Below are 23,274 nucleotides of genomic sequence, written 5' to 3' on the forward strand. Positions count from 1 at the left end.
ACCAGATGACCACAGCGCACCCCGGAGCAGCCGCGCCTGCCTACTTCAGCCCTGACCTCGCCGCCCGCACCTCTGCCTCCTCAGTGGAGCTCGACGGCGGCAAGGTTGCATTTTGGACCTACGAACCCTTGCCTGCCACTCCGGAAACGCGGACCATCCTGGTCATCCACGGCTTCAGGGGAGACCACCACGGGCTGCTGCGGGTAGCAGACCAGCTTCCCGACATGCGCATCATCATGCCGGATCTTCCCGGGTTTGGGGACTCCGAGGCGTTCAGGTCGGCTGAGCACTCCGTGCAGCGTTACGGCTCGTTCATAACGGAGTTCATGGCAGCCTTGGGCCTGGGCCCGGATACCGTCCTGCTGGGCCATTCCTTCGGCTCCATCATTGCCGCGCACTATGTTGCCGGCAACCCTGGATCCGTCCATCCCCTCATCCTCATCAATCCCATTGCAGCACCGGCGCTTGAAGGACCAAAAGGCCTGATGACCCGCCTGGCGGTGCTGTACTACCGGTTGTCCGCGCGCCTTCCCCGGCCCGTGGGACTGGCCCTGCTGCGGAATCCGCTGATCGTCCGGGTGATGAGCGAAACCATGGCCAAGACCGGCGACCGGGACCTCCGGCGTTTTATCCACGGGCAGCACCACACCTACTTCAGCGCCTTTGCAAGCCGCGAGAGCCTGCTTGAGTCGTTCACCGCATCGGTCACCAGCCACGTGGCAGAAGTAGCCCCCCGGCTGACCCTGCCGGTGCTCCTGATAGCAGGCGAAAAGGACGAAATTGCCGTCCTCGGCGACCAGCGCCGACTGGCCGCGCTGCTCCCCGACGGCGAACTCCAGGTGATTCCCGGCGTCGGCCATCTCATCCATTACGAAACACCCGAACCGGCAGCCGCCTTCATCCGCAGCTTCCTTAAGGACCATCCCGCGTGAAGATCCTCATCGATGCACGTTTCACCAAGACCGACCACCACGACGGCATCAGCCGCTATGGGGCAAGCCTGATCGCCGCCACAGCCAAAATCGCCGACGTCTCCATGCTGGTTTCCGACGTCCGGCAACTCGCCCTGCTGCCGGACGTTCCCTACACGCTGATCAGCAGCCCGTTGTCACCGCGGGAGCTTTTTGTGGCGGGCACCATCAACAAGCTCGGCGCTGACGTGGTGGTGTGCCCCATGCAGACGATGGGCACGTGGGGCCGCAAGTACGGACTGGTCCTGACCCTCCACGACCTCATTTATTACGAGCACCCAACCCCTCCAGGGTTCCTGCCGGCGCCCGTGCGGCTCCTCTGGCGGCTCTACCACAAGGCGTACTGGCCGCAGCGGCTTCTCCTCAACCGGGCGGATACTGTTGCCACCATCAGCAGGACCACTGAAGCACTGATGGCAAAGTACCGGCTCACCCGCCGCCCGGTCCGGATCATCAGCAACGCACCGCAGCCGGCGCAGGAGCCCCGCTCCCCCGAGGCCGGAGCGGACCAGTCACTGGTGTACATGGGCTCCTTCATGCCATACAAGAACGTGGAAACCATGGTGGCGGGCATGGCCGGGCTCCCGGGCTATACCCTCCACCTGCTCAGCCGCATCACGCCTCAGCGCCGTGCGGAACTGGAACGGCTCGTGCCGCCGAATGCCCACGTAGTGTTCCACAATGGCGTCACGGACGAGGAGTACGACACGTTCCTGCGGTCGGCCACAGCGCTTGTCAGCCTGTCCCGCGCGGAGGGATATGGGCTTCCTTTGGTGGAGGCCATGGCCCTGGGCACCCCCGTCATAGCAAGCGACATCCCCATCTTCAGGGAGGTCGGGGGCGATGCTGCCCTCTACGTGGACCCGGCCTCCCCCGGGCAGTTTGCCGCTGCCGTGACAACGCTGCAGGACGAGACCCGCTGGCAGGACCTCTCCCGGCGTTCCCTTGCCCGGGCACAGGAATTCAGCTGGGACGAGTCCGCCCGCCAGCTGGTGCAGGTTGCCCACGACGTGGTGCTGGGGCGGCGCAAGGCCACGTCCCGCAACGGCAGCCCCGGCTAAAGCACGTCAACCCCGTCGAGCCGGAGCTGGAAAGGCTCCATGGTGCGCTTGGCTGCTGCCGCCGCCCGGGCGACGCGCAGGACGCGGGTGACGGCAGACGCCTGGGCGTAGGGGAAAAAGAGCAGGGTGCGGACATCCTCCACCGAGCGGCGGGCGGACGGCGGACCACTGAGCACCAGGGGTGCAGGGCCGGCGCTGCGCAAGAAGATGCCGGCGGAGCCGAGTTCGGCCGCCACCGCGGCGGTGTACTGCTCGACGGCGGCGCGTGGCCCGGTGACCGACGCGATGCGCACCGCAGGGGGAAGCTGCAGCTCTGCCCGGAGGGCCAGCTCCCGATGGGCGTAACCGGCAGGGTCCCAGCGGAGCAGGGCGCCGACGGCAGCCGTGTCCGAGGCCGTTACCACCACCAAACCGCCATCTGTGGCAGGGCGAACCAGCGCTGCCGCGTTGAACCACCGCCGCACGGTGTCCTCACCGGCCCGGAGGGTTTCGCGCCGCAGCAGGGAATCCCCATCAAGCAACAGGGCGGCAGCATATCCTCCGGCTGCCACAGGCTCAGCCCCCACCGTGGCGACGATCAGGGCCCTGCCCGCACCGACTTCTGCCTTCACCTGGTCCCCGGAAGAAGTGACAACGGTGGTGCCGGGAAAGGCCCGGCCCAGCTCTTCGGCCGTGCGGATGACACCGGTAGCTCCCTTGCGGAGGCGGCGTCCGCCGCAGTGTCCGCAGCGCCAGTCCGGCGCAGGCGTGGAGCACCAGCGGCATTGGGGCATCGCCGAGGTGCCGTTGGCCCCGGCCAGCGCCAGGGGCCCCTGGCAGGCGCCGCAGCGTGCCGGCTCACGGCAGGTTTCGCACGCCAACGACGGCGCGTACCCGGCGCGGGCCACCTGCACCAGGACGGGTCCGCGCTCCAGGCCCTCCTTGGCAGCACGCCATGCTGCGCCGGGAAGCCGGGCAATCCTGGCCAGCGGATCCCGCTCCTGTTCGAAGCTGTCGGCAGTACTGACGACGCGCGGCACAGTCCGGCGGACGTCCGGTCGGCTGGCCTCCACCGCCAGCGCCCAACCGGCTTCCACCAGCCGCTGCGCCTCCGTGCTGCGTGCGTGGCCTGCAAGGAGACAGGCGGTGCCCTCCTGCTCTGCACGCAGGAGCAGGACGTCGCGGGCGTGGGCATAGGGGGCACGCTGCTCGATATGGAGGTCGTCGCCGTCGTCCCAGCAGGCCACCAGGCCCAGGTTCCGCACAGGGGCGAAAGCCGCGGACCTGGTCCCAATGGCCACCCGGGCCGTCCCCGTCAGGAGCCGAAGGAAATTCCGGTACCGGGGCGTCGGGCCATCATCCGCCGTCAGGCGGGCAACTGCCTCTTCCGGCAGCAGGGGCCGCAGGGCATCTTCAAGCCGGTCCACGTCCCGGTAATCGGGCACCACCACCACGGCGCCGCGGCCCGATGAGCAGGCCGCGGCCACGGCTTCTGCCACCAGCTGCGGCCACCCGCCCGGACCGTAACCCTGCAGCGGGTTCACCACTGCCCTCGGCGAACCGCCCCCGGCCACGTGGCGCAGGAAGGCAGTGCCGTTGCGGTACATCCTCCAGCTGGCACCGGCCAGCTCTTCACCTGGTGCCGCCGCCTTCTGTGGAGTGATTTCCGGCGCTGCAGTCCCTTCCGCATTCGCCGCTGCATCCTCTGCCGGAGCGGCCAACTCCTTCTCCAGCCGTGCGACCCGGGGCGGGACGGCGACGCGGAGCACATCGCTGACTGTCCCCGCATACCGGGCGGCCACGGAGGAAACCAGCTCCCGCACTGCAGGCGTGAGAACGGGGACCGGCGAAACAACTTTCGCCACCGGCACCAGGGTGTGGCCGGCGTCGGACTCGCCCACGCGCTCCATAATGAACCCGTTGAGCTCCTGGCCGTTGAACTTGACTTTTACCCGGACACCGGGACTGGCGGCGCTGTCCAGGGTGTCCGGAACGCCGTAATCAAAGAGCCTGTCCAGATGCGGAAGGGTCGATTCCACCAGCACCTTGGCCACCGGCAGGTGTTCGGCGAGCCGGGGCCCGGATGCCCGGGGTGCCGGGGGGAAACCCTGCAGCAGGGACGGCTGCACGGAGCCCGGGAGATCCAGTGCCGGCTGGACGGTTTTCCCGGCAGCGAAGGGCGGGTCAGCAGCCATGGCAGTTACCTCCGTTCGGCTTCCGGCTGGACACGGCCATCAAAGCACGGGGCACGGACATTGCTGCCGGCGGCGCAGGAGCAGCCCGGCCGCCCCGAACTTTAGGCGTTGAAGAAAGCCTTCAGTTCGTCCACGCGGTCCAGGCGCTCCCAGGTGAAGTCCGGCTCGTCGCGGCCGAAGTGGCCGTGCGCCGCAGTCTTGGCGTAGATGGGCCGCTTCAGGTCCAGTGCGTCGATGATGGCCCGCGGCCGCAGGTCGAAGATCTCCGCGATCGCAGCGCTGATCCGGGCAGGATCAACGGTTTCGGTGCCGAACGTCTCTACGTAGGTGCCCACGGGCCGGGCCTGGCCGATGGCATAGGCGATCTGGATTTCGGCGCGCTTGGCCAGGCCGGCAGCCACCACGTTCTTGGCTACCCAGCGCATGGCGTAAGCGGCGGAGCGGTCCACCTTGGACGGGTCCTTGCCGGAGAAGGCGCCGCCGCCGTGGCGGGCCATTCCGCCGTAAGTGTCCACAATGATCTTGCGGCCGGTCAGGCCGGCATCACCTACGGGACCGCCGATGACGAATTCGCCGGCAGGGTTGAGGATGTTCCGGACCCGGGAAATGTCCAGATTGGCGCCTGCCAGGACAGGTTCGATGACCACTGATGCGAGGTCCGCGCGGAGCTGCTCCAGGCTTGCGCCTTCGGCGTGCTGGCTGGAGATCACCACGGTTTCGACGGAGACGGGAAGGTCCTTGTCGTAGCCCACGGTCACCTGGGTCTTTCCGTCCGGGCGGAGGTAGGCCAGTTCGCCCGTCTTGCGGACCTCGGTGAGCCGTTCGGACAGGCGGTGGGCCAGCCAGATGGGCAGCGGCATGTAGGAGGGGGTTTCGTCGCTGGCGTAGCCGAACATCAAACCCTGGTCGCCTGCGCCCTGGAGGTCGTAGTCATCCTCCTGGCGCCCTTCGCGGGCCTCCAGGGAATTGAAGACACCACCGGCGATGTCGTTGGACTGCTGGCCGATGGAAACGGACACGCCGCAGCGGGCGCCGTCGAAACCGTTGGCGGAAGAGTCGTAGCCGATTCCCAGGATGGTCTCGCGCACAATCTGGGGGATCTCCACGTAGGCGTCCGTGGTGACCTCGCCGGCAACATGGACCAGGCCGGTGGTGGCCATGGTTTCCACTGCCACCCGGGATTCCGGGTCCGCGGCCAGCAACGCGTCGAGGATGGCGTCGCTGATCTGGTCGCAGATCTTGTCCGGATGGCCCTCGGTAACCGACTCGGAGGTGAAGAGCCGAAGCGCGGAAGGCGAGGCCCAGGACGTCTGGGGTAGGTGCAGCGGTAAAGTCACTTAATTACCTTACTGGTTGAAGTTTGCGCGCCCGCCCGGAGACGTCGGCAGATGTCTCCGTGCTAAGCAAAGGTGTCCTGAAACACTCAGGCGCGGGGCGAAACGGAATTCAGTTCAAGCCCGATGCGGCTGATGATGGCCGCTGAAACCTCGGTCTTGGTTCCGGTCGCCTCCTGCGGTCCGGAACCGGACCGGGCCAGGATGACCACCGAGTTGTGGTCCTGGCCGAAGACTTTGTCCGTTCCCACATGGTTGACCACCAGCAGGTCACAGCCTTTGCGGTGCAGCTTCGCTTCGCCATAGGCCAGCACGTCCCCCTGGCTGTCCCCCGTTTCGGCGGCAAAACCGACAATCAGCTGCTGCTTCTCCCCCGCTCCGGCGCCCTTCAGGTTCCTCAGCTCCACCAGTTCCCGGAGGATGTCCGGGTTCCGTACCAGCGTGATCACCGGATCGGCATGGTCATCGCGTTTCTTGATCTTGGTGTCTGAGATCTCTGTCGGGCGGAAGTCGGCAACGGCCGCAGACATGATGACGACGTCGGAATCAGCTGCCGCTGCCAGCGCTGCCTCCCGCAGCTGCAGGGCAGTCTCCACGGGCACAACCTCGACCCCGGCCGGCGGCGGTACATCCATGTGGGCTGCCAGCAGCCGGACGGTTGCACCGGCGTTCCTCGCCGCTACCGCCAGGGCGACGCCCTGCTTCCCCGAGGACCGGTTCCCGAGAAAGCGCACGGGATCGAGCGGCTCGCGGGTGCCGCCGGCACTGATGGTGACGATCCGGCCGGCCAGCGGCAGCTGGAAATCTGACTGGCCCTGCACAAGGGCCATGGCAGCATCGTAGATCACCTCGGGTTCAGGGAGCCTGCCCGGGCCGGAATCGGCCCCGGTCAGCCTGCCGGTAGCGGGCTCCAGCACGGCAGCCCCCCTGCTCCGGAGGGTTTCGACGTTGGCGCGGGTTGCCGCGTGCTGCCACATCTCAGTGTGCATGGCGGGCGCGAACAGGACCGGCCCGCGCGCCATCAGCAGGGTGTTGGTGAGGAGGTCGCCGGCCTGGCCGGTGGCAGCCTTCGCCAGCAGGTCGGCGGTCGCCGGTGCCACAACAATAAGGTCTGCCTCGTGGCCCAGCCGGACGTGGTTGACCTGGTGGACGTCGTCGAAGACGCTGTTGCTGACCGGATTCCCGGACAGGGCCTCCCAGGTGGCGGTGCCGACAAACCGGGTGGATGCCTCGGTGGGAATGACCGTGACGTGATGCCCGGCTTCAGTAAAAAGCCGGAGGAGCGATGCCACCTTGTAGGCGGCGATCCCTCCCCCGACTCCGAGGACTATGCGCACGTGACCTCCGTCAACAGCAAGTCAGGTTCAGCAGCAGGATTACTCTGCGGCTTCGATCGGCGTGGAGACCAGCTTGCCTTCGTTGATTTCACGGAGGGCGATCGAGAGCGACTTTTCGTTCAGCTTGGTGTCGACCAGCGGGCCGACGTACTCGAAGAGGCCCTCGTGCAGCTGGGCGTAGTAAGCGTTGATCTGACGAGCACGCTTGGCACCGAAGATCACCAGGCCGTACTTGGAGTCGGCTGCCTCGAGCAGCGAGTCGATCGGCGGGTTGATGATGCCTTCAAGGTTCGTGGACACGAATTCTCCAAATTTCTAGCGGGCTGACGGTTCCGGCAGGTGTGGATGCGGGGTCAGCCCCATGAGTGAAACAAGCTCGTCCGCTGCCCGGCGGACGTCGTCATTGACGACGGTGTGGTCGAACTCCGGTTCAGCAGCAAGTTCCAGTTTAGCGGTTTCCAGGCGTCGCTGCTGTTCCTCGGGCGTTTCCGTGCCGCGCCCCACCAGTCGGCGCACCATTTCGTCCCAGCTCGGCGGGGCCAGGAAGACGAACTGCGCGTCCGGAACGGCCGCCTTCACCTGCCGGGCACCCTGCAGATCAATCTCCAGCAGCACCGAGCGCCCCTCGGCAATCGCCTGGTTTACCGTGCTCTTCAGGGTGCCGTAGGTGTTCTGGCCATGGACCACTGCCCATTCGAGCAGTTCACCGTCTGCGATGAGTTGCTCGAACTCCTCCTTGCTTTTGAAGAAGTAGTGGACGCCGTCCTGCTCGCCGGGGCGCGGAGCCCGCGTGGTGGCCGATACGGACAGCCAAACCTCGGGATAATTGTCGCGGATGTAGGTGGACACGGTGCCTTTGCCAACAGCCGTCGGACCAGCGAGGACTGTCAGTCCAGGTTTCTTGCTCACGTATTCCTTTGCCGAAGTTCGGGGTATGGCGGGCTGCGGCCCGCCCTAGTTCTCGTCTATAAAATCTACCAGCGCCCGGCGCTGATGAACGCCCAGGCCACGGACCCTCCGGGAGGCAGCAATCCCCAGCTGGCCCATGATGGCAGCGGCACGGACCTTCCCGATGCCGGGCAGCGCCTCCAGCAGTTCTGAAACCTTCATCCTTGCCAGGGCGTCGTCCTGCAATGCCGAGTTGATGATGTCGGCGGCGGACCTCTCACCGTTCTTCAGGCTTTCCTTGGCGGCCGCGCGGGCTGCTCTGGCTGCTGCTGCCTTGGTCAGGGCCTCAGCCCGTTCCGACGCTGACAAGGGTCGCAGGACCATGGAGGACACCCCCGGATTCGGCGGATTTCTTCCAAGGGCGGCCGCCCTTGGACCTGTCCTGAAACTACCCTTTGGTGGTGCCCGAATCAATGCATCCGGTGAAACGGGCCGCTATTCGCCGCGGAGTCCGTCCAGCGTCCGACGGGCCGCCTCACGAAGTCCCTGCAGCTCCGGTCCGGCGGACAGGATGTCCCGGCTCGAGGTGCCCAGGACCTGCGGATACGCGGTACCGAACGTGGCACGCAGATCAGCCGGCGTAGCGCCCTGGGCCCCGAGGCCGGGTGCCAGCAGCGGCCCCCGGACGGCGGCGAGGTCGAGGTCCAGGTCGGAGATTGCGGAGCCGACAGTGGCCCCGACCACCAGGCCCACGGAACCCATGCTGCCCTGGTAACGCGCATTTTCAGTTGCGGCCGCCTGCGTGATCCTGCGGGCTACCGAATCCTCTCCCCCGACGTGCTGAACGGAGGCGCCCTCCGGGTTGGACGTGAGCGCCAGGACGAACACGCCGCGTCCGGTGTCCGCCGCGAGGTCCAGCGCGGGCCGCAACGACTCGAAGCCAAGGTACGGGCTGAGGGTCACTGAGTCTGCCGCAAGGGGGGAACCGTCGCGGAGCCAGGCGTCAGCGTAGGCGGCCATGGTGGATCCGATGTCCCCGCGCTTGGCGTCGGCGATGGTGAGCACCGACTCGTCCCGCGCTTCCGCAAGGAGGTCCTCCAGGACGGCCATCCCGGCGGAACCGTGGCGTTCGTACAGGGCCACCTGTGGCTTGATGGCGGCAGCGAGCGGAGCCACCGCCTCCAGAACTGTCAGGGAAAAGCGCCTCAGCCCGGCGGCGTCGTCGTCAAGTCCCCAGGCCTTCAGCAGGGCCGGGTGCGGGTCGATGCCCACGCAGAGCGGTCCGCGGGCAGCCATGGCCGCGCCCAGCCGGGAGCCGAAGGGCTCCCGGCCGGCGCCTGGTACGTGCTGAGTGCCTGTTACCGGCTCAGGCACGCTGCAGGGCCGCCTTCTGGGACTCTGCCAAGGCAGCTGCGTGCTCCTGGAGGCTGGTGACGGACCATTCGTAGGTCCGCATCGCTTCGATCGCCTGGACCGCGGCATTGAATTCGGCCACGGTGGTGATGCAGGGGATGCCGATGGACGTTGCAGCCGCGCGGAGTTCGTACCCGTCGCTGCGTGCCTCGCCGCCGGACGGAGTGTTGAAGACCATGTCGATTTCCCCGGCAATGACGAGGTCGGCGATGGTGCCTTCACCTTCGGCGCTGCTGCCTTCTGCCACCTTGCGGACCGGGGTGGCCTGGATGCCGTTGCGGCGCAGGACGTCGGCGGTGCCGCCGGTGGAGACTATCTCGAAGCCCAGGTCGGAGAGCCGCTTGACGCCCATGATCACCGAGCGCTTGTCCCGGTTCGCGACGGAGACGAAAATCTTGCCTTCGGTGGGCAGTGCATTGTTGGCGGCTGCCTGGCTCTTGGCGAAGGCGGTATCGAAGTGCTTGTCGATGCCCATCACCTCGCCGGTGGAGCGCATCTCCGGCCCGAGCAGGGAGTCCACCACTTTGCCTTCCAGGGTGCGGAACCGGCTGAATGGCAGGACCGCCTCCTTTACGCTGACCGGTGCGTCCAGGGGCAGGGAGGAGCCGTCCCCCACTTCCGGCAGCATCTTGTAGGCGGTGCGGAGCTGGTTGATGGTGACGCCGGTGCCGATCAGGGCAGCGGCCTTGGCCATCTGCACCCCGGTGGCCTTGGACACGAACGGGACCGTCCGTGAAGCGCGCGGGTTGGCTTCGAGGACGTACAGCACGTCGGAAGCCAGGGCGAACTGGATGTTGATGAGGCCGCGGACGCCCACGCCTTCGGCGATGGCACGGGTTGCCGTCCGCACACGCTCCAGGACGTTGGTGCCCAGGGTGATGGGCGGCAGCACGCAGGCGGAGTCGCCGGAGTGGATGCCGGCTTCCTCGATGTGCTCCATGATGCCGCCGAGGTACATTTCGGTGCCGTCGAAGAGGGCGTCGACGTCGATTTCGACGGCGTCTTCCAGGAAGCGGTCGATCAGCACCGGGTGGTCCGGGGTGATTTCCGTGGCGTTGGCGATGTAGCGGGACAGGTTGGGCTCGTCATAGACGATCTCCATGCCGCGGCCGCCCAGGACGTACGAGGGGCGGACCAGGACCGGGTAGCCGATCTCGTCGGCGATCTTCTTGGCGTCCTCGAAGGAGACGGCGGTGCCGTTCTTCGGCGAGGTCAGGCCGGCCTTGTCCAGGACGCGGGAGAATGCGCCGCGGTGCTCCGCAAGGTCTATGGCCTCCGGGGAGGTGCCGAGGATGGGCACACCGGCGTCCGCCAGCTGCTGGGCAAGCTTCAGGGGCGTCTGGCCGCCGAGCTGGACGAAAACGCCCATCACGCCGCCGGTGCGCTCCTCCGCCGCGATGACCTCCAGCACGTCCTCGAGCGTCAGCGGCTCGAAGTACAGGCGGGTGGAGATGTCGTAGTCGGTGGAGACGGTTTCCGGATTGCAGTTGACCATCACGGTCTCATAGCCGGCCTTGCGCAGTGCCATGGAGGCGTGCACGCAGGAGTAGTCGAACTCGATGCCCTGGCCGATGCGGTTGGGGCCGGAACCGAGGATCAGGATGGACGGCTTGGCGTGCAGCGCAACCTCGTCCTCCTCGTCATAGGCCGAGTAGTGGTACGGCGTGTAGGCGGCGAATTCGGCGGCACAGGTGTCAACGGTCTTGTAGACCGGGCGGATGCCCAGCGCCTGGCGGACTCCGCGGACCACAGCCTCGGAGTTGTGCGTGAGGACACCGATCTGCTCGTCAGAGAAGCCGTGGCGCTTTGCACGCTGCAGCATCTCCTTGGTGAGCGCACCGGCCTGGCGGATTTCGCGGGAGATCTCGTTGAGGAGCTGCAGCTGGTCAAGGAACCAGGGGTCGATCTTGGTGGCCTCGAAGAGCTGTTCAACCGTGGCGCCGCCCAGGAGGGCGCGCTGGACCTGGTGGAGCCGTTCCGTCGTCGGGCGCTTTGCCTTTTCGATGAGCTCAGCCACTTCCCATTCGGGAACGGAACTGAAGTCCAGCTGCGAGCCCTTCTGCTCCAGCGACCGCAGCGCCTTCTGCAGGGCCTCAGTGAAGTTACGTCCCATGGCCATGGCCTCGCCCACGGACTTCATGGTGGTGGTCAGGGTGTTGTCCGCGGCCGGGAACTTCTCGAAGGCGAAGCGCGGTACCTTCACCACAACGTAGTCGAGGGTGGGCTCGAAGGACGCCGGCGTCTTCTGGGTGATGTCATTCGGAATCTCATCCAGCGTGTAGCCCAGGGAAAGCTTGGTGGCGATCTTGGCAATGGCGAAGCCGGTTGCCTTGGAGGCCAGCGCTGACGAACGGGACACGCGGGGGTTCATCTCGATGACGACGACGCGCCCGGTGGTGGGATCGACGGCGAACTGGATGTTGCAGCCGCCGGTGTCAACGCCCACTTCGCGGATGACGGCGATGGAGATGTCCCGCAGCCGCTGGTACTCGCGGTCGGTCAGGGTAAGGGCCGGCGCCACGGTAATCGAATCACCGGTGTGGACGCCCACGGGGTCGAAGTTCTCGATGGAGCAGACCACCACGACGTTGTCGTTCTTGTCCCGCATCATCTCGAGCTCGTATTCCTTCCAACCAAGGATGCTCTCTTCGAGCAGCACCTCGCTGGTGGGGCTGTACTGCAGGCCCTGGCCCACTATACGGCGGAGGTCATCTTCGTTGTAGGCGAGGCCCGAGCCCAGGCCGCCCATGGTGAAGGAGGGCCGGACCACCATGGGGTAGCCGAGGTCGTCAGCGGCCTTCAATGCCTCGTCCATGCTGTGGATGATGTGGCTGCGGGCGGATTCGGCGCCGCAGCGCTCCACCACGCCCTTGAACTTCTCGCGGTCCTCGCCCAGCTCGATTGCGGCGATGTTGGCGCCGATCAGCTCCACGTTGTACTTCTCGAGCACGCCGTTCTTGTCCAGGGCAATGGCCGTGTTCAGGGCAGTCTGCCCTCCCAGGGTGGGCAGGACCGCGTCGGGGCGTTCCTTGGCGATGATCTTCTCCACCACCTCGGGGGTGATGGGTTCGATGTAGGTGGCGTCGGCGAACTCCGGGTCCGTCATGATGGTGGCCGGGTTGGAGTTGACCAGGATGACCCGCAGGCCCTCCTCCTTGAGGACGCGAAGCGCCTGCGTGCCGGAGTAGTCGAATTCGGCGGCCTGGCCGATGACGATCGGGCCGGAACCGATGACCAGGACGCTCTTAAGGTCAGTTCTCTTGGGCATTACTTCTTGTCCTCAGTCTTGTTTTCGTTTTTGTGATCAACGCCGGCGGAGTGGGCGGAGTCAACCGGGTCCTTCGACAGGTTGGCGGTTCTGCCGTCCCGGGTCCCCTTCATCAGGTCGATGAAGCGGTCGAACAGGTAGGCGGCGTCGTGGGGGCCTGCCGCCGCCTCGGGGTGGTACTGGACGGAGAAGGCGGGGATGTCCAGGCAGGCGAGGCCTTCCACCACGTCGTCATTCAGGCTGACGTGGCTGACCTCGACGCGCCCGTAGCGTGCCTCCGGGGCCTGCGTGGCGCCGTCGAGCGGTGCGTCCACGGCGAAGCCGTGGTTTTGGGAGGTGATTTCCACCTTGCCCGTGCGGCGGTCCATCACGGGCTGGTTGATGCCGCGGTGGCCGTAGCGGAGCTTGTAGGTGCCAAAGCCGAGGGCGCGGCCCAGGATCTGGTTGCCGAAGCAGATGCCGAAGTAAGGCAGTTTCTCATCCAGGACTGACCGGAGCAGCTCTACCTGCGCATCGGCGGTGGCGGGGTCGCCGGGACCGTTGGACATGAAAAAGCCGTCGGGATTGACTGCCTTCACGTCGTCGAGCGTCGCCGTGGCCGGCAGGACATGGACGCGGACACCTCGCTCGGCGAACCGTACCGGGGTCATGGCCTTGATACCGAGGTCGATCGCCGCGATGCTGAAGCGCGGGTCCCCTTCCCAGCCGTAGTCCTTCGGCTCCACCACATAGGCGTTGTCCACGCTCACTTCCTCCGCCAGGCGGGAGCCCTCCATGGGGGCGCTGGCCAGTACGGCGTCGAGGAGTTCCTTGTCCGTTGCCCGGGCGGCGTCGCCGGAGAAGATGCCTGCGCGCATGGTCTTGTGCTCGCGCAGGTGGCGGGTGATCGCGCGGGTGTCCACGCCTTGGATGCCCACGATGCCCTGCTCAGCGAGTTCTTCGTCCAGGGAACGCTCGGAGCGCCAGTTGGACGGGCGGCGGGCTGCGTCGCGGACGATGTAGCCGGCCACCCAGATGCGGCGGGACTCGGCGTCGTCATTGTTGACGCCGGTGTTGCCGATGTGCGGCGCCGTCTGCACCACTAGCTGGCGGGCATAGGAGGGGTCCGTGATGGTCTCCTGGTAGCCGGTCATGCCGGTGGCGAAGACTGCTTCACCCAGGGCGGTTCCGGTGGCGCCGTAGCTGGTCCCGCGGAAAATGCGGCCGTCTTCGAGAACGAGCGCCGCGGGGGCTGCCGGAGCGGAGGCGGTTGCTGTGTTTGTTGTCACTGTCTTACTTTCCACTGTTGGCGTCAGCCGCCGGGGCTGAAGAGATCAATTGCTGTAGTGCTTCGAAGAGGATGTCCTTGTCCGCCGCACGGCGGGTGCGGAAGCCGGTGTCCAGCGCATGGGCGCCGAGAAGCCAGGCCAGCACCAGCAGGCCGTCCTTCTCCACGAACTTTCCGGCCATTCCGCTGTCCTGCCGGACGTCGGTGAGGGACGTTGCGGGGATGTAGAGGGCGGGAGCCCCGGAACGGTCAAAGAGGACGCCGTGCTGGTACACCGCGAGCGTTGCGTTGGTCCGGATCCCGAGGCTGTGCACGGCGATCCGGTCCAGCCAGTCCCCTGCTGTGGTACTGGCAACGTACTGCCCCTCCGCGATGGCGGTGGGCTGGCCGGGAGCCGCCGGCACCGGAGGCAGCTGTTCGACGTCGGACTGGCGGCGCAGCCTGTTGCGCCAGCCAATGGCAAGGAGGACAAAGACGACGGCGACAATCGCCAGCATCGCCAGTCCGGGCAGAATTTTGTCCATCAGGCTACGCCTGCCGCGGTGGCGTCAGTGAACGCGTAGGGCGTGTTGAGTTCTCCGTTGAGGACAGTGGGGTGCCCCTTGAAGAACGTGGCCACCACCTTGCCGGGCAGCTTCCTTCCCTTGAAGGGTGAGTTGCGGCCCATGGTGGCCATCCGGAAGGGGTCTACCGTCCAGCGCGCGGCCGGGTCCACCAGGATGACATTGGCAGGTTCCCCTGCCTCCAGGGGCCGGCCCTGGTCGGCGAGGCGGCCAATCCTCGCCGCCGCCGTGGACGTGACCCGGGCAAAATCGGCCCAGGTCATCAAACCCGTTTCAATCATGGTGTGCTGGACCACCGAGAGCGCCGTTTCCAGGCCGGTCATGCCCATGGCAGCCTGCGCCCACTCGCATTCTTTGTGCTCGCTGGGGTGCGGGGCATGGTCGGTGCCCACGACGTCGATGGTGCCGTCCGCGAGGCCGGCGCGCAACGCCTGGACATCCGCATCCGTGCGCAGCGGCGGGTTGACCTTGAAGACTGAATCATAGCTGCGGACGAGGTCGTCGGTGAGCAGCAGGTGGTGCGGCGTGACCTCCGCCGTGACGTTGATGCCCCGTCCCTTGGCCCAGCGGATGATTTCCACCGACCCTGCCGTGGAGACGTGGCAGACGTGCAGCCGGGAACCAACGTGCTGGGCCAGCAGGACGTCGCGGGCAATGATGCTCTCCTCCGCCACTGCCGGCCAGCCCGCGAGGCCCAGGACGGCCGACACTTCGCCTTCGTTCATTTGCGCGCCGGCCGTGAGGCGCGGTTCCTGGGCATGCTGGGCCACCACGCCATCGAAGGCTTTGACATACTCGAGCGCGCGGCGCATCAGCAGCGGATCGTGGACGCAAATGCCGTCGTCGGAGAACATGCGTACGCGGGCACGGGAATCGGCCATGGCACCGAGTTCGGCGAGCTGCTCTCCGGCCAGGCCTACGGTGACGGCCCCGACCGGGCGGACGTCCACCCATCCTGCCGCCCGGCCCAGGGAGAAGACCTGCTCGACGACGCCGGCCGTATCCGCCACCGGGGTGCTGTTGGCCATCGCGTGGACGGCAGTGTAGCCGCCCAATGCCGCTGCCCGCGTTCCGGTCTCCACTGTTTCGGCGTCCTCGCGGCCGGGTTCGCGGAGGTGGGTGTGCACGTCCACCATGCCCGGTAGCGCCACCAGGCCCGCGGCGTCGATGACCGTGGCACCCTCAGCCTGAAGCCCGGTTCCGGTTTCGGCGATCACGCCGCCACGGACCAGCAGGTCCGCCGGTTCGCCGCCCAGGATGGACGCGCCGCGGATCAGGTAGGTTCCGGTGGTGGCTGCCATCAATTGCTCTCCTTGGTGGAATGGGCGCCGGCGTAGGCCAGGGCTGGGGTGGCGGCTGGTTCCCGGGTGTCCCCTGAGAGCAGCAGGTAGAGTGCGGCCATCCGGACCGACACGCCGTTGCGGACCTGGGCCAGCACGGTGGAGCGGGGGGAATCGGCGGCAGCCGCGGAGATTTCCAGGCCGCGGTTCATGGGCCCCGGGTGCATGATGATCGTGTCCTTCATGCCCAGGGTGTCCAGTGCCCGCAGCCGGTTGTCGTCAAAGCCCCAGCGGCGGGAGTATTCGCGGGTGCTGGGGAAGAAGGAGGCGTTCATGCGTTCGCCCTGGACCCGGAGCATCATGACCGCATCGACGCCCTGCGCAAGGGTTTCGTCCATGTTATAGCTGACCTTGCAGGGCCACTTTTCGACGCCGATCGGCAGCAGCGTGGGCGGCGCCACCAGGGTGACGTCGGCGCCCAGGGTGCGCAGGAGCCAGACGTTGGAGCGGGCCACGCGGGAGTGCAGGACGTCACCGGCGATGGCCACCCGCATGCCTTTGAGGTCCGTGCCCTCCGAGCCGGTGCCGGCGAGCCGGGACCAATGCCGGCGCATGGTGAAGGCGTCCAAAAGGGCCTGCGTGGGGTGTTCGTGCGTACCGTCGCCGGCGTTGATCACGGCGGCGTCGATCCAGTCGGTTGCGGCCAGCCGGTGCGGTGCGCCAGACGCCCAATGCCGGATCACGACGGCGTCAGCACCCATGGCGGAGAGCGTCTGGGCGGTGTCCTTGAGGGACTCGCCCTTGGAAACCGATGATCCCTTGGCAGCGAAGTTGATGACGTCTGCCGAGAGTCGCTTCGCGGCGGCTTCAAAAGAGATCCGGGTGCGGGTGGAGTCTTCGAAGAAGAGATTGACCACGGTTCGCCCGCGGAGTGCCGGCAGCTTCTTGACCTCGCGGTCGCCAACAGCAGCCATTTCCTCCGCCGTGTCGAGGATGCGGATGGCGTTGGCCAGGCTGAGGTCCTCGGTGGAGAGCAGGTGCTTCACGAGCGGCCCTCGATCACTACTTCGTTGACGGGAACGCCACCGGGGGCAGTGTCGGTTTCCTCAAGCCGGACGCGGACCTTCTCAGCGGAGGAGGTGGGCAGGTTCTTGCCTACGTGGTCCGCCCGGATGGGAAGCTCACGGTGGCCGCGGTCGATCAGGACGGCCAGCCGGACGATGCGGGGCCGGCCCAGGTCCACGAGGGCGTCCAAGGCTGCCCGGATGGTGCGGCCGGAGTAAAGGACGTCGTCAATCAGGACAACCACTTTGTTGTCGATGCCCGTCCTCGGCAGCCTCGTGGGGTAGGGCGGCCGGGTCCCCTGGTGGGAAAGGTCATCCCGGAACATGGTGACATCGAGCTGGCCTACGATGGCGGCAGCGTCCACCGTGCTGTCTGCGGCGGCGATTTTCTCCGCAAGCCTGCGTGCAAGTGGATAGCCGCGGCGCGGGATGCCCAGAAGGACGAGGTCCTGGGAACCTTTGTTGGCCTCAAGGATCTCATGGGCGATACGAGTGAGGGCCCGGTCAATGTCCGCCTGGCTTAGGACAACCCTGGCTGGAACCGGTGCGCTGGTGACAGAAGTCAACGCTCGTCTCCCCTTTCCCCGCCTCACAGGACGGAATTAAAAAAGGATCATGTGCGGTACAAAATTACCACACAGGGTCGCTGCACTTCAGCCGGAAGGACGCGGTGCTGGTCACACCGGGGCGGCTCGTGGACGGAATCCTAGGAGTCCTGGCATGCCGCATCTAGGCTTTCGTTATGTCGATGCATCCGCGCCAGCCCGCGTCCGGCCCATCCGAGGACCCCTGGGAGCGGGCAGCCGCGCCTCTGCCCAGGGAAGCGAACCCCAGTTGGATGGGGCACGTGCAGCCGGGAAACTACCGGCCCGCGCCCGGGCACCAGGGCAGGCCGGTGGACGCGGTGGTGCCGCCGCAGGTCCAGGGAGCAGTGCTTAAGGCCGGGAGGTCCCGCAGCGGGCTGCTGGCTTTGACGCTGGGCGGCAGCGCCCTTGCCTTCCTCAGCCTTTTCCTGGTAGTGCCGTTCCTGCTGTCCGCTACTGGGACTGCGGGTTTCCTGGTGGGCTTCCTGGCCTCCCTGGTTCCCCTTTCGGTGGTGCTCCTGGCCGTGTACATCATTGACAAGTGGGAGCCCGAGCCGAAAAGGCTCCTCTACTTCGCCTTTACGTGGGGAGCGGCAGTGTCCATTGCGGTGACCCTGCTCATCCAGCCCTTCTTTGTCCTGGCGTTCCAGTTTTCAGATGAGGCGGACCTGCAAGCCTACATGGCAACGGTGCAGGCGCCCATCGTTGAGGAATTCGCCAAGTCCTTAGGCCTGCTGATCCTTCTCCTGCTCGCCAGAAAACACTTTGACGGACCGGTGGACGGCGTGGTTTTCGCATTCACCATCGCCGGGGGTTTCGCATTCACGGAGAACATCCTCTACTTCGGCCGGGCTATAGCCGAATCGGCAGACCCCGCCAGCAGCTTCGCCCAGGTCTTCTTCCTCCGCGGCGTCATGTCACCTTTTGCCCACGCCATCTTCACCGGCACCACCGGACTCATCATGGGCTACGCAGCCCGCCGCTGGCATACGGGAGCCTCCGTGGCCGCCTTCCTGGTGGGACTGCTGCCCGCGATGTTCCTGCATAACCGCTGGAACAGCATGGGCCAGGGCTTCCTGGCGGACTACATCATGGTCCAGGTGCCGATCTTCTTCCTTTCCATAGCCGGCATCATCCTGCTCCGGGTAGCAGAAAAAAGGCTTACCCGGCAGCGACTCCTGGAGTACTCCGCAGCTGGCTGGTTCACGCCGGCTGAGGTGGAACTCCTGGCCACAGTGGGCGGCCGCCGGACCGCGCTGAACTGGGCCGGAAGCTACGGCCGGAAGAAGCAGATGAAGGAGTTCCTCAAGGCGGCAACCCATCTTGCCAACACCCGGCAGCGGATCCTCAGCGGCCGCGACGTTCAACTGCACCAGGCTGAGGAGCGGCAGCAGCTGCAGCGTATCCTCGCCCTGCGCGCCGCCGTCGCCGGCTGATCTCCTCGCCGGGCGTGCAGTTGAAAGCATGAGGGGCTGGCTTCCACCGTGGTGGAAGCCAGCCCCTCATGCTGATTGGGAAGCTACGCGAGCAGCGAAGGCTTCAGCTGCTGCAGGCGGCCCAGGAGGCCGTTGATGAACTGCGGTGACTCGTCAGTGGAGAGCGTCTTGGCCAAGGCCACGGCCTCACTGACCGCTACGCCGTCCGGGACGTCATCGTTGTACAGGAGCTCCCAGGTGCCGATGCGCAGGATGCTGCGGTCCACGGACGGCATCCGCTCGAGGCTCCAGCCCTGCGAGTAAGTCTCCAGGAACTCATCGATGGCAGCCTGCTGCGAGAGCACACCCTCGATGATTTCCAGGGTGTAGGGATTAATAATCTGGTCAGTCTTCTCCCGGCGCGCCCGGAGCACGTCAAAGGCCGAAACCGAGCGCTGCTCGGCTTCGAAAAGAATATCCAGTGCCCTGTTACGGGCTTTGCCGCGTGCGCTCACTACTCGGTGACCCGGCCCAGGTAGCTGCCGTCACGGGTGTCCACCTTGACCTTGGTGTTGTTCTCGATGAACAGCGGGACCTGGATCTCGTAACCGGTCTCTAGGGTCGCGGGCTTCGTGCCGGCAGACGAACGGTCGCCCTGCAGGCCCGGCTCCGTGTAGGTGATCTCGAGGACCACGCTCGGCGGCAGTTCGATGTACAGCGGGGTGCCCTCGTGGATGGCGATGTTGACCATCTGGTTCTCGAGCATGAAGTTGGTGGCGTCGCCGACGGTGGCGCCGGAAACAGTGATCTGGTCGTAGTCGGAGGTGTCCATGAACACGAAGTCCGCGCCGTCCTGGTACAGGTACTGGTAGTCGCGGCGGTCAACAGTGGCGGTTTCAATCTTGAGGCCGGCGTTGAAGGTCTTGTCCACGACTTTGCCGGACATGACGTTGCGCATCTTGGTGCGCACGAAGGCACCGCCCTTGCCCGGCTTGACGTGCTGGAATTCGATGACGTTCCAGAGCTGGCCCTCAAGCTTCAGGACCGTTCCGTTCTTGATGTCATTAGTGGTTGCCACAGTTTCCTCTGGTTTCTCTGTCTGGTCGCGCGTCAGGCGCTATGCCGGCGGACAGGCCAAAACGGACTGCCAGCGCGTGTTTGTCAAAAATCGGGTAGGTAAAAATCCAAAGACCATTCTACCGGTAAATCGGCAGCACCATCCTGCGGTGCCCTCGGGCAGGTTGCAGGCACGTCTGTTGGCAGGCTCAGCAGGCCAGTTCCAGGACGTCCCGGGCACGCTGGAGCGCCACGGTGGACGAGTAGATCTGTGCGGCGTCGGCGGACTGGGCCACCCGCAGGTCCAGTGCACGGGCGAAGGATTCCACCGCCGCGCTCATCTGGCCGGCGCTGTACTGGGTCTTGCCGAGGAACTGCCACACCAGTGCCTCCCGGGGTGTGCCCTGCACTTCGGCCAAAAGCTGCCGGAACAGTTCCACGGCGCGGTCCAGGCGGTTCGATACGCGGAGCACTTCGGCCTCGAACGTGCGCAACCGGAAGGATTCCGGGTCCTTGAAGCGGGCATCGGCGAGCAATTCGGCGGCCTCGGACGCGTGCCCTTCCACCAGCAGCACGAAGATGTGGTCTGCGGGATCGGTGGACGCCGCCAGCGCCTCCCGGCAGGCTTCACCGTTCACGATCTCCGGCAGCAACGACTCGGGGTTGATGCGGATGCCCGGGAAGCCGGCCTCGGGCCAATCGGCTGTTCCTTCCATGTCGCCGTGCATCAGGAGGCAATTTCCTGGTAGGCGGCGAACAGCAGCGAGGTGTCCGGAACGTCCAGCATCCCCGGCTTGCCCACTCCGTCCAGAACAACAAAGCGGAGCAGGTCACCACGGGACTTCTTGTCCCGGCGCATCCCGTCAAGCAGCCCCTGCCAGCGGTCCCGCCGGTAGGTGACCGGAAGCCCGAGGCCCTCGAGGATGCTGCGGTGCCGGTCGGCGTCGGCGTCGCTGAGCCGCCCCACGCTGCGGGCGAGTTCGGCGGCGAACATCATGCCCACGGAGACAGCAGCCCCATGCCGCCAGGAATAGCGCTCCACCAGTTCGATGGCGTGACCCAGGGTGTGCCCGTAGTTCAGGATTTCGCGCAGCCCGGATTCCTTCAGGTCCTCGGAGACTACCTTCGCCTTCACGGAGATAGCCCGCTCAATCAGTTCGCGGACCACCGCCGACTGCGGATCGAGCACTGCCGCGGTGTCCTTCTCCACGAGGTCAAGGATGGCGGGGTCGGAGATGAAGCCGCACTTGATGACTTCCGCCATGCCCGAAATGAGCTCATTCCTGGGCAGTGTATTGAGCGTGTCCAGGTCCGCAAGCACGCCTGCGGGCGGGTGGAAGGCGCCCACGAGGTTCTTGCCTTCGGCGGTGTTGATCCCCGTCTTGCCGCCCACTGCGGCGTCCACCATTGCCAGGAGGCTGGTGGGCATGTGGATGACCTTCACCCCGCGCAGCCAGGTGGCGGCCACAAAACCGGCAAGGTCGGTCACGGCGCCGCCGCCGACCGCCACGATGGCGTCAGAGCGGGTGAAGTCGTTCTGTCCCAGGACCTGCCAGCAGAAGGCGGCCACCTGGATGTGCTTGCCTTCTTCGGCATCGGGGATTTCAGCCGTCAGCGAGGTGAACCCTGCCGCGGCCAGCTCGTCGCGGACCGTGTCCCCGGTCATGCGCAGGGCGCGCGGATGGATGACCAGCACCCGGCGCACGCGCTCCCCCAGCAGGCCGGGAAGGTCGCCCAGCAGTCCCCGGCCGACGACGACGTCGTAGTTTTCCGCGGTGGAACCGCCGGTGACGCTGATGACTGTTGATTCGGTGCTCACTTTTCAACTTCCTGTTGGGCAGCTGCGTACTCACGCAGTGCTGCTTCGAGCCGCGCGCCCAGTTCGGTAACCGAGCCGTGGCGCACGTCCAGGGTGATGTCTGCCAGCCGTTCATAGACCGGCCTTCGGGCGGCGAACATGGCGGTCCAGCGTCCCACGGCGTCCCCGGCCAGCAGCGGGCGCCCGGAGTTCCGGGCGATGCGGCCAGCGACGGTTTGGGCATCGCATTCGAGGTACACCACGGTACAGCGGCTGATGAGCTGCTGCGTGCCGGAGTCCAGCACCGCTCCCCCGCCCAGGGAGATAACGGTGGCAGTGTTGTCCGCTGCCTCGACGGCGTCTGCTACAGTCCGTGCCTCGATCTCGCGGAACGCGTGTTCACCGCGGCCGGCGAAGATGTCGGAGATGGGGCCGTGGCCTGCGACAATCACGGCGTCGGTGTCAACGAACGGAACTCCGAGCTGATGGGCCAACTGCTGCCCGATGGCGGATTTTCCGACCGCCATGGGCCCGATCAGGACAATCGGCCTGCCGGCAGGTGTGGTCTTACTGCTGGCGGGCACTTACTGGCCAATCGAGTCCAGGGATGCCGGAATGCTGTCCAGGTAACCCTTGATGTTCCGCGCTGTTTCCGCGACGGAGTCGCCGCCGAACTTTTCGGTGACAGCCTCGGCCAGTACCAGCGCCACCATTGCTTCGGCCACTACCCCGGCAGCGGGAACGGCGCAGACATCGGAGCGCTGGTGGTGTGCCTTGGCAGCTTCTCCGGTGCTGACGTCGATGGTCTTCAGTGCGCGGGGCACGGTGGCGATGGGCTTCATGGCCGCGCGGACCCGCAGGACGTCCCCGATGCTCATGCCGCCTTCAATGCCGCCGGCGCGGTTGCTGGCGCGCACGATGCGGCCGTCCGCATCCCGGACAATTTCGTCGTGGGCGGCGGAGCCGCGGCGCGCGGCGGTCAGGAAACCGTCACCCACCTCCACGCCCTTGATGGCCTGGATGCCCATCAGGGCGGCGGCCAGACGGGAGTCGAGCCGGCGGTCCCAGTGGACGTAGCTGCCCAGTCCCGGCGGGAGGCCGTAGGCGAGTACCTCAACCACCCCGCCCAGTGTTTCGCCTTCCTTGTGGGCGGCGTCCACCTCCGCAACCATGGCGTCGGAGGTCTCGCGGTCAAAGCAGCGCAAGGGATCTGCGTCCAGGGCCAGGACGTCGCCGGGTGCAGGCAGCGGACGGCCCTCGGGTACGGTGACGCTGGCGATGCTGACGGTGTGGCTGACCAGCTCGATGCCAAGGTGCTTCAGGAACTGTGCTGCCACGGTGCCCATGGCGACACGGGTGGCAGTCTCGCGGGCGCTGGCCCGCTCCAGGACGGGCCGGGCCTCACTGAAGCCGTACTTCTGCATTCCGGTGAAGTCTGCGTGACCCGGGCGGGGCCGGGTCAGCGGTGCGTTGCGGGCCTGGTCTGCAAGCAGTTCCGGATCCACCGGGTCCGCGGACATGATCTGCTCCCACTTGGGCCACTCGGTGTTGCCCACCTGGATGGCCACCGGGCCGCCCTGGGTCAGGCCGTGCCGGACGCCTCCCAGGATGGTGACGACGTCCTGCTCGAACTTCATCCGTGCACCGCGCCCGTATCCGAGGCGGCGCCGGGCCAAAGAGTCTGCGATGTGCCCGCTTGTGATTTCAACACCGGCGGGGATGCCTTCGATAATTCCCGTCAGAGCCGGACCATGGGATTCACCGGCAGTCAACCAACGCAACATATTTTCCATCCTGCCAC

22 protein-coding genes are annotated in these 23,274 nt (G+C 66.4%); 3 read left to right on the top strand and 19 right to left on the bottom strand.

Annotation, left to right across the window (positions count from 1 at the left end; translation table 11 throughout):
* The first annotated feature begins 5 nt into the window (after window positions 1–5).
* Both FDW81_RS08675 and FDW81_RS08680 read left to right on the top strand, forming a co-directional pair.
* Entirely contained in the window at window positions 6–932 is a 927-nt protein-coding gene (locus FDW81_RS08675; protein WP_138133789.1) for an alpha/beta fold hydrolase, read from the top strand.
* Window positions 929–2,032 (top strand): glycosyltransferase family 1 protein, encoded by a 1,104-nt coding sequence (locus FDW81_RS08680; protein WP_138133790.1) that lies wholly within the window; start codon window positions 929–931, stop codon window positions 2,030–2,032. The genes FDW81_RS08675 and FDW81_RS08680 overlap by 4 nt, the downstream gene beginning before the upstream one ends.
* Here the strand turns inward: FDW81_RS08680 and FDW81_RS08685 are convergent.
* The 13 genes from FDW81_RS08685 to pyrR all read right to left on the bottom strand — a co-directional run bounded on the left by FDW81_RS08685 (window position 2,029) and on the right by pyrR (window position 17,186).
* Window positions 2,029–4,206, bottom strand: coding sequence for a primosomal protein N' (locus tag FDW81_RS08685; protein WP_171027144.1), 2,178 nt, complete (start codon window positions 4,204–4,206; stop codon window positions 2,029–2,031). The genes FDW81_RS08680 and FDW81_RS08685 overlap by 4 nt on opposite strands.
* 101 nt (window positions 4,207–4,307) lie before the next feature.
* Window positions 4,308–5,543, bottom strand: a complete 1,236-nt coding sequence (metK, locus tag FDW81_RS08690) for a methionine adenosyltransferase (RefSeq protein WP_240720091.1) — start codon at window positions 5,541–5,543, stop codon at window positions 4,308–4,310.
* An 86-nt stretch (window positions 5,544–5,629) separates the two neighbouring features.
* Window positions 5,630–6,877, bottom strand: coding sequence for a bifunctional phosphopantothenoylcysteine decarboxylase/phosphopantothenate--cysteine ligase CoaBC (gene coaBC, locus FDW81_RS08695; protein ID WP_138133791.1), 1,248 nt, complete (start codon window positions 6,875–6,877; stop codon window positions 5,630–5,632).
* 39 nt (window positions 6,878–6,916) lie between these two features.
* The gene (gene rpoZ, locus FDW81_RS08700) at window positions 6,917–7,177 is read right to left on the bottom strand and encodes a DNA-directed RNA polymerase subunit omega (protein ID WP_003800778.1); all 261 of its coding nucleotides are present in this window, start codon (window positions 7,175–7,177) and stop codon (window positions 6,917–6,919) included.
* Between the two features lie 15 nt (window positions 7,178–7,192).
* Window positions 7,193–7,786: a guanylate kinase gene (gmk, locus tag FDW81_RS08705; protein ID WP_138133792.1), complete on the bottom strand. Its 594-nt coding sequence runs from the start codon at window positions 7,784–7,786 to the stop codon at window positions 7,193–7,195.
* Between the two features lie 45 nt (window positions 7,787–7,831).
* The gene (gene mihF, locus FDW81_RS08710; protein ID WP_171027145.1) at window positions 7,832–8,149 is read right to left on the bottom strand and encodes an integration host factor, actinobacterial type; all 318 of its coding nucleotides are present in this window, start codon (window positions 8,147–8,149) and stop codon (window positions 7,832–7,834) included.
* A 111-nt stretch (window positions 8,150–8,260) separates the two neighbouring features.
* Window positions 8,261–9,139, bottom strand: coding sequence for an orotidine-5'-phosphate decarboxylase (gene pyrF, locus FDW81_RS08715; protein WP_138133794.1), 879 nt, complete (start codon window positions 9,137–9,139; stop codon window positions 8,261–8,263).
* Window positions 9,132–12,446, bottom strand: a complete 3,315-nt coding sequence (carB, locus tag FDW81_RS08720) for a carbamoyl-phosphate synthase large subunit (RefSeq protein ID WP_138133795.1) — start codon at window positions 12,444–12,446, stop codon at window positions 9,132–9,134. The genes pyrF and carB overlap by 8 nt, the downstream gene beginning before the upstream one ends.
* Window positions 12,446–13,714 carry a glutamine-hydrolyzing carbamoyl-phosphate synthase small subunit gene (gene carA, locus FDW81_RS08725; RefSeq protein WP_138133796.1) on the bottom strand — a complete coding sequence of 423 codons (1,269 nt, stop codon included), beginning with the start codon at window positions 13,712–13,714 and terminating at the stop codon, window positions 12,446–12,448. The genes carB and carA overlap by 1 nt, the downstream gene beginning before the upstream one ends.
* Window positions 13,715–13,718: 4 nt before the next feature.
* Window positions 13,719–14,237: a hypothetical protein gene (locus tag FDW81_RS08730; protein WP_138133797.1), complete on the bottom strand. Its 519-nt coding sequence runs from the start codon at window positions 14,235–14,237 to the stop codon at window positions 13,719–13,721.
* Window positions 14,237–15,577, bottom strand: coding sequence for a dihydroorotase (locus FDW81_RS08735; RefSeq protein WP_138133798.1), 1,341 nt, complete (start codon window positions 15,575–15,577; stop codon window positions 14,237–14,239). The genes FDW81_RS08730 and FDW81_RS08735 overlap by 1 nt, the downstream gene beginning before the upstream one ends.
* Complete coding sequence (locus FDW81_RS08740; RefSeq protein WP_138133799.1) at window positions 15,577–16,602, bottom strand: aspartate carbamoyltransferase catalytic subunit; 1,026 nt, start codon at window positions 16,600–16,602, stop codon at window positions 15,577–15,579. Before FDW81_RS08740 ends, FDW81_RS08735 begins: the two co-directional genes overlap by 1 nt.
* Window positions 16,599–17,186, bottom strand: a complete 588-nt coding sequence (gene pyrR, locus FDW81_RS08745) for a bifunctional pyr operon transcriptional regulator/uracil phosphoribosyltransferase PyrR (RefSeq protein ID WP_138133800.1) — start codon at window positions 17,184–17,186, stop codon at window positions 16,599–16,601. Before pyrR ends, FDW81_RS08740 begins: the two co-directional genes overlap by 4 nt.
* A gap of 182 nt (window positions 17,187–17,368) precedes the next feature.
* On the opposite strand from pyrR, the gene FDW81_RS08750 reads away from it, so the two are divergent.
* Complete coding sequence (locus tag FDW81_RS08750; RefSeq protein WP_370278885.1) at window positions 17,369–18,640, top strand: PrsW family intramembrane metalloprotease; 1,272 nt, start codon at window positions 17,369–17,371, stop codon at window positions 18,638–18,640.
* Between the two features lie 83 nt (window positions 18,641–18,723).
* Here FDW81_RS08750 and nusB read toward each other — a convergent pair whose 3' ends face one another.
* From nusB to aroC, 6 genes are all read right to left on the bottom strand, one after another.
* Entirely contained in the window at window positions 18,724–19,134 is a 411-nt protein-coding gene (gene nusB / locus FDW81_RS08755; protein WP_138133802.1) for a transcription antitermination factor NusB, read from the bottom strand.
* On the bottom strand, window positions 19,134–19,697 hold the full coding sequence (efp, locus tag FDW81_RS08760) for an elongation factor P (protein ID WP_138133803.1): 564 nt from the start codon (window positions 19,695–19,697) through the stop codon (window positions 19,134–19,136). The genes nusB and efp overlap by 1 nt, the downstream gene beginning before the upstream one ends.
* Window positions 19,698–19,884: 187 nt before the next feature.
* A complete protein-coding gene (locus FDW81_RS08765; RefSeq protein ID WP_138133804.1) occupies window positions 19,885–20,403 on the bottom strand; it encodes a tetratricopeptide repeat protein in 519 nt (172 codons plus the stop codon).
* Window positions 20,403–21,494: a 3-dehydroquinate synthase gene (gene aroB / locus FDW81_RS08770; protein ID WP_138133805.1), complete on the bottom strand. Its 1,092-nt coding sequence runs from the start codon at window positions 21,492–21,494 to the stop codon at window positions 20,403–20,405. Before aroB ends, FDW81_RS08765 begins: the two co-directional genes overlap by 1 nt.
* A complete protein-coding gene (locus tag FDW81_RS08775; RefSeq protein ID WP_240720093.1) occupies window positions 21,491–22,057 on the bottom strand; it encodes a shikimate kinase in 567 nt (188 codons plus the stop codon). The genes aroB and FDW81_RS08775 overlap by 4 nt, the downstream gene beginning before the upstream one ends.
* Window positions 22,058–23,257, bottom strand: coding sequence for a chorismate synthase (aroC, locus tag FDW81_RS08780; RefSeq protein WP_138133806.1), 1,200 nt, complete (start codon window positions 23,255–23,257; stop codon window positions 22,058–22,060).
* Window positions 23,258–23,274: the final 17 nt, after the last annotated feature.

The organism is Pseudarthrobacter sp. NamB4 (assembly GCF_005796185.1).
GTDB lineage: Bacteria > Actinomycetota > Actinomycetes > Actinomycetales > Micrococcaceae > Arthrobacter.

Bases quoted from the DNA above. Each gene is read 5' to 3' on its own strand.
- FDW81_RS08765 (WP_138133804.1), bottom strand. From the start codon at position 20,403: ATGCACGGCGACATGGAAGGAACAGCCGATTGGCCCGAGGCCGGCTTC.
- mihF (WP_171027145.1), bottom strand. From the start codon at position 8,149: ATGGTCCTGCGACCCTTGTCAGCGTCGGAACGGGCTGAGGCCCTGACC.
- FDW81_RS08730 (WP_138133797.1), bottom strand. From the start codon at position 14,237: ATGGACAAAATTCTGCCCGGACTGGCGATGCTGGCGATTGTCGCCGTC.
- FDW81_RS08685 (WP_171027144.1), bottom strand. From the start codon at position 4,206: ATGGCTGCTGACCCGCCCTTCGCTGCCGGGAAAACCGTCCAGCCGGCA.
- FDW81_RS08735 (WP_138133798.1), bottom strand. From the start codon at position 15,577: ATGGCAGCCACCACCGGAACCTACCTGATCCGCGGCGCGTCCATCCTG.
- aroC (WP_138133806.1), bottom strand. From the start codon at position 23,257: ATGTTGCGTTGGTTGACTGCCGGTGAATCCCATGGTCCGGCTCTGACG.
- carB (WP_138133795.1), bottom strand. From the start codon at position 12,446: ATGCCCAAGAGAACTGACCTTAAGAGCGTCCTGGTCATCGGTTCCGGC.
- FDW81_RS08675 (WP_138133789.1), top strand. From the start codon at position 6: ATGACCACAGCGCACCCCGGAGCAGCCGCGCCTGCCTACTTCAGCCCT.
- FDW81_RS08750 (WP_370278885.1), top strand. From the start codon at position 17,369: ATGCATCCGCGCCAGCCCGCGTCCGGCCCATCCGAGGACCCCTGGGAG.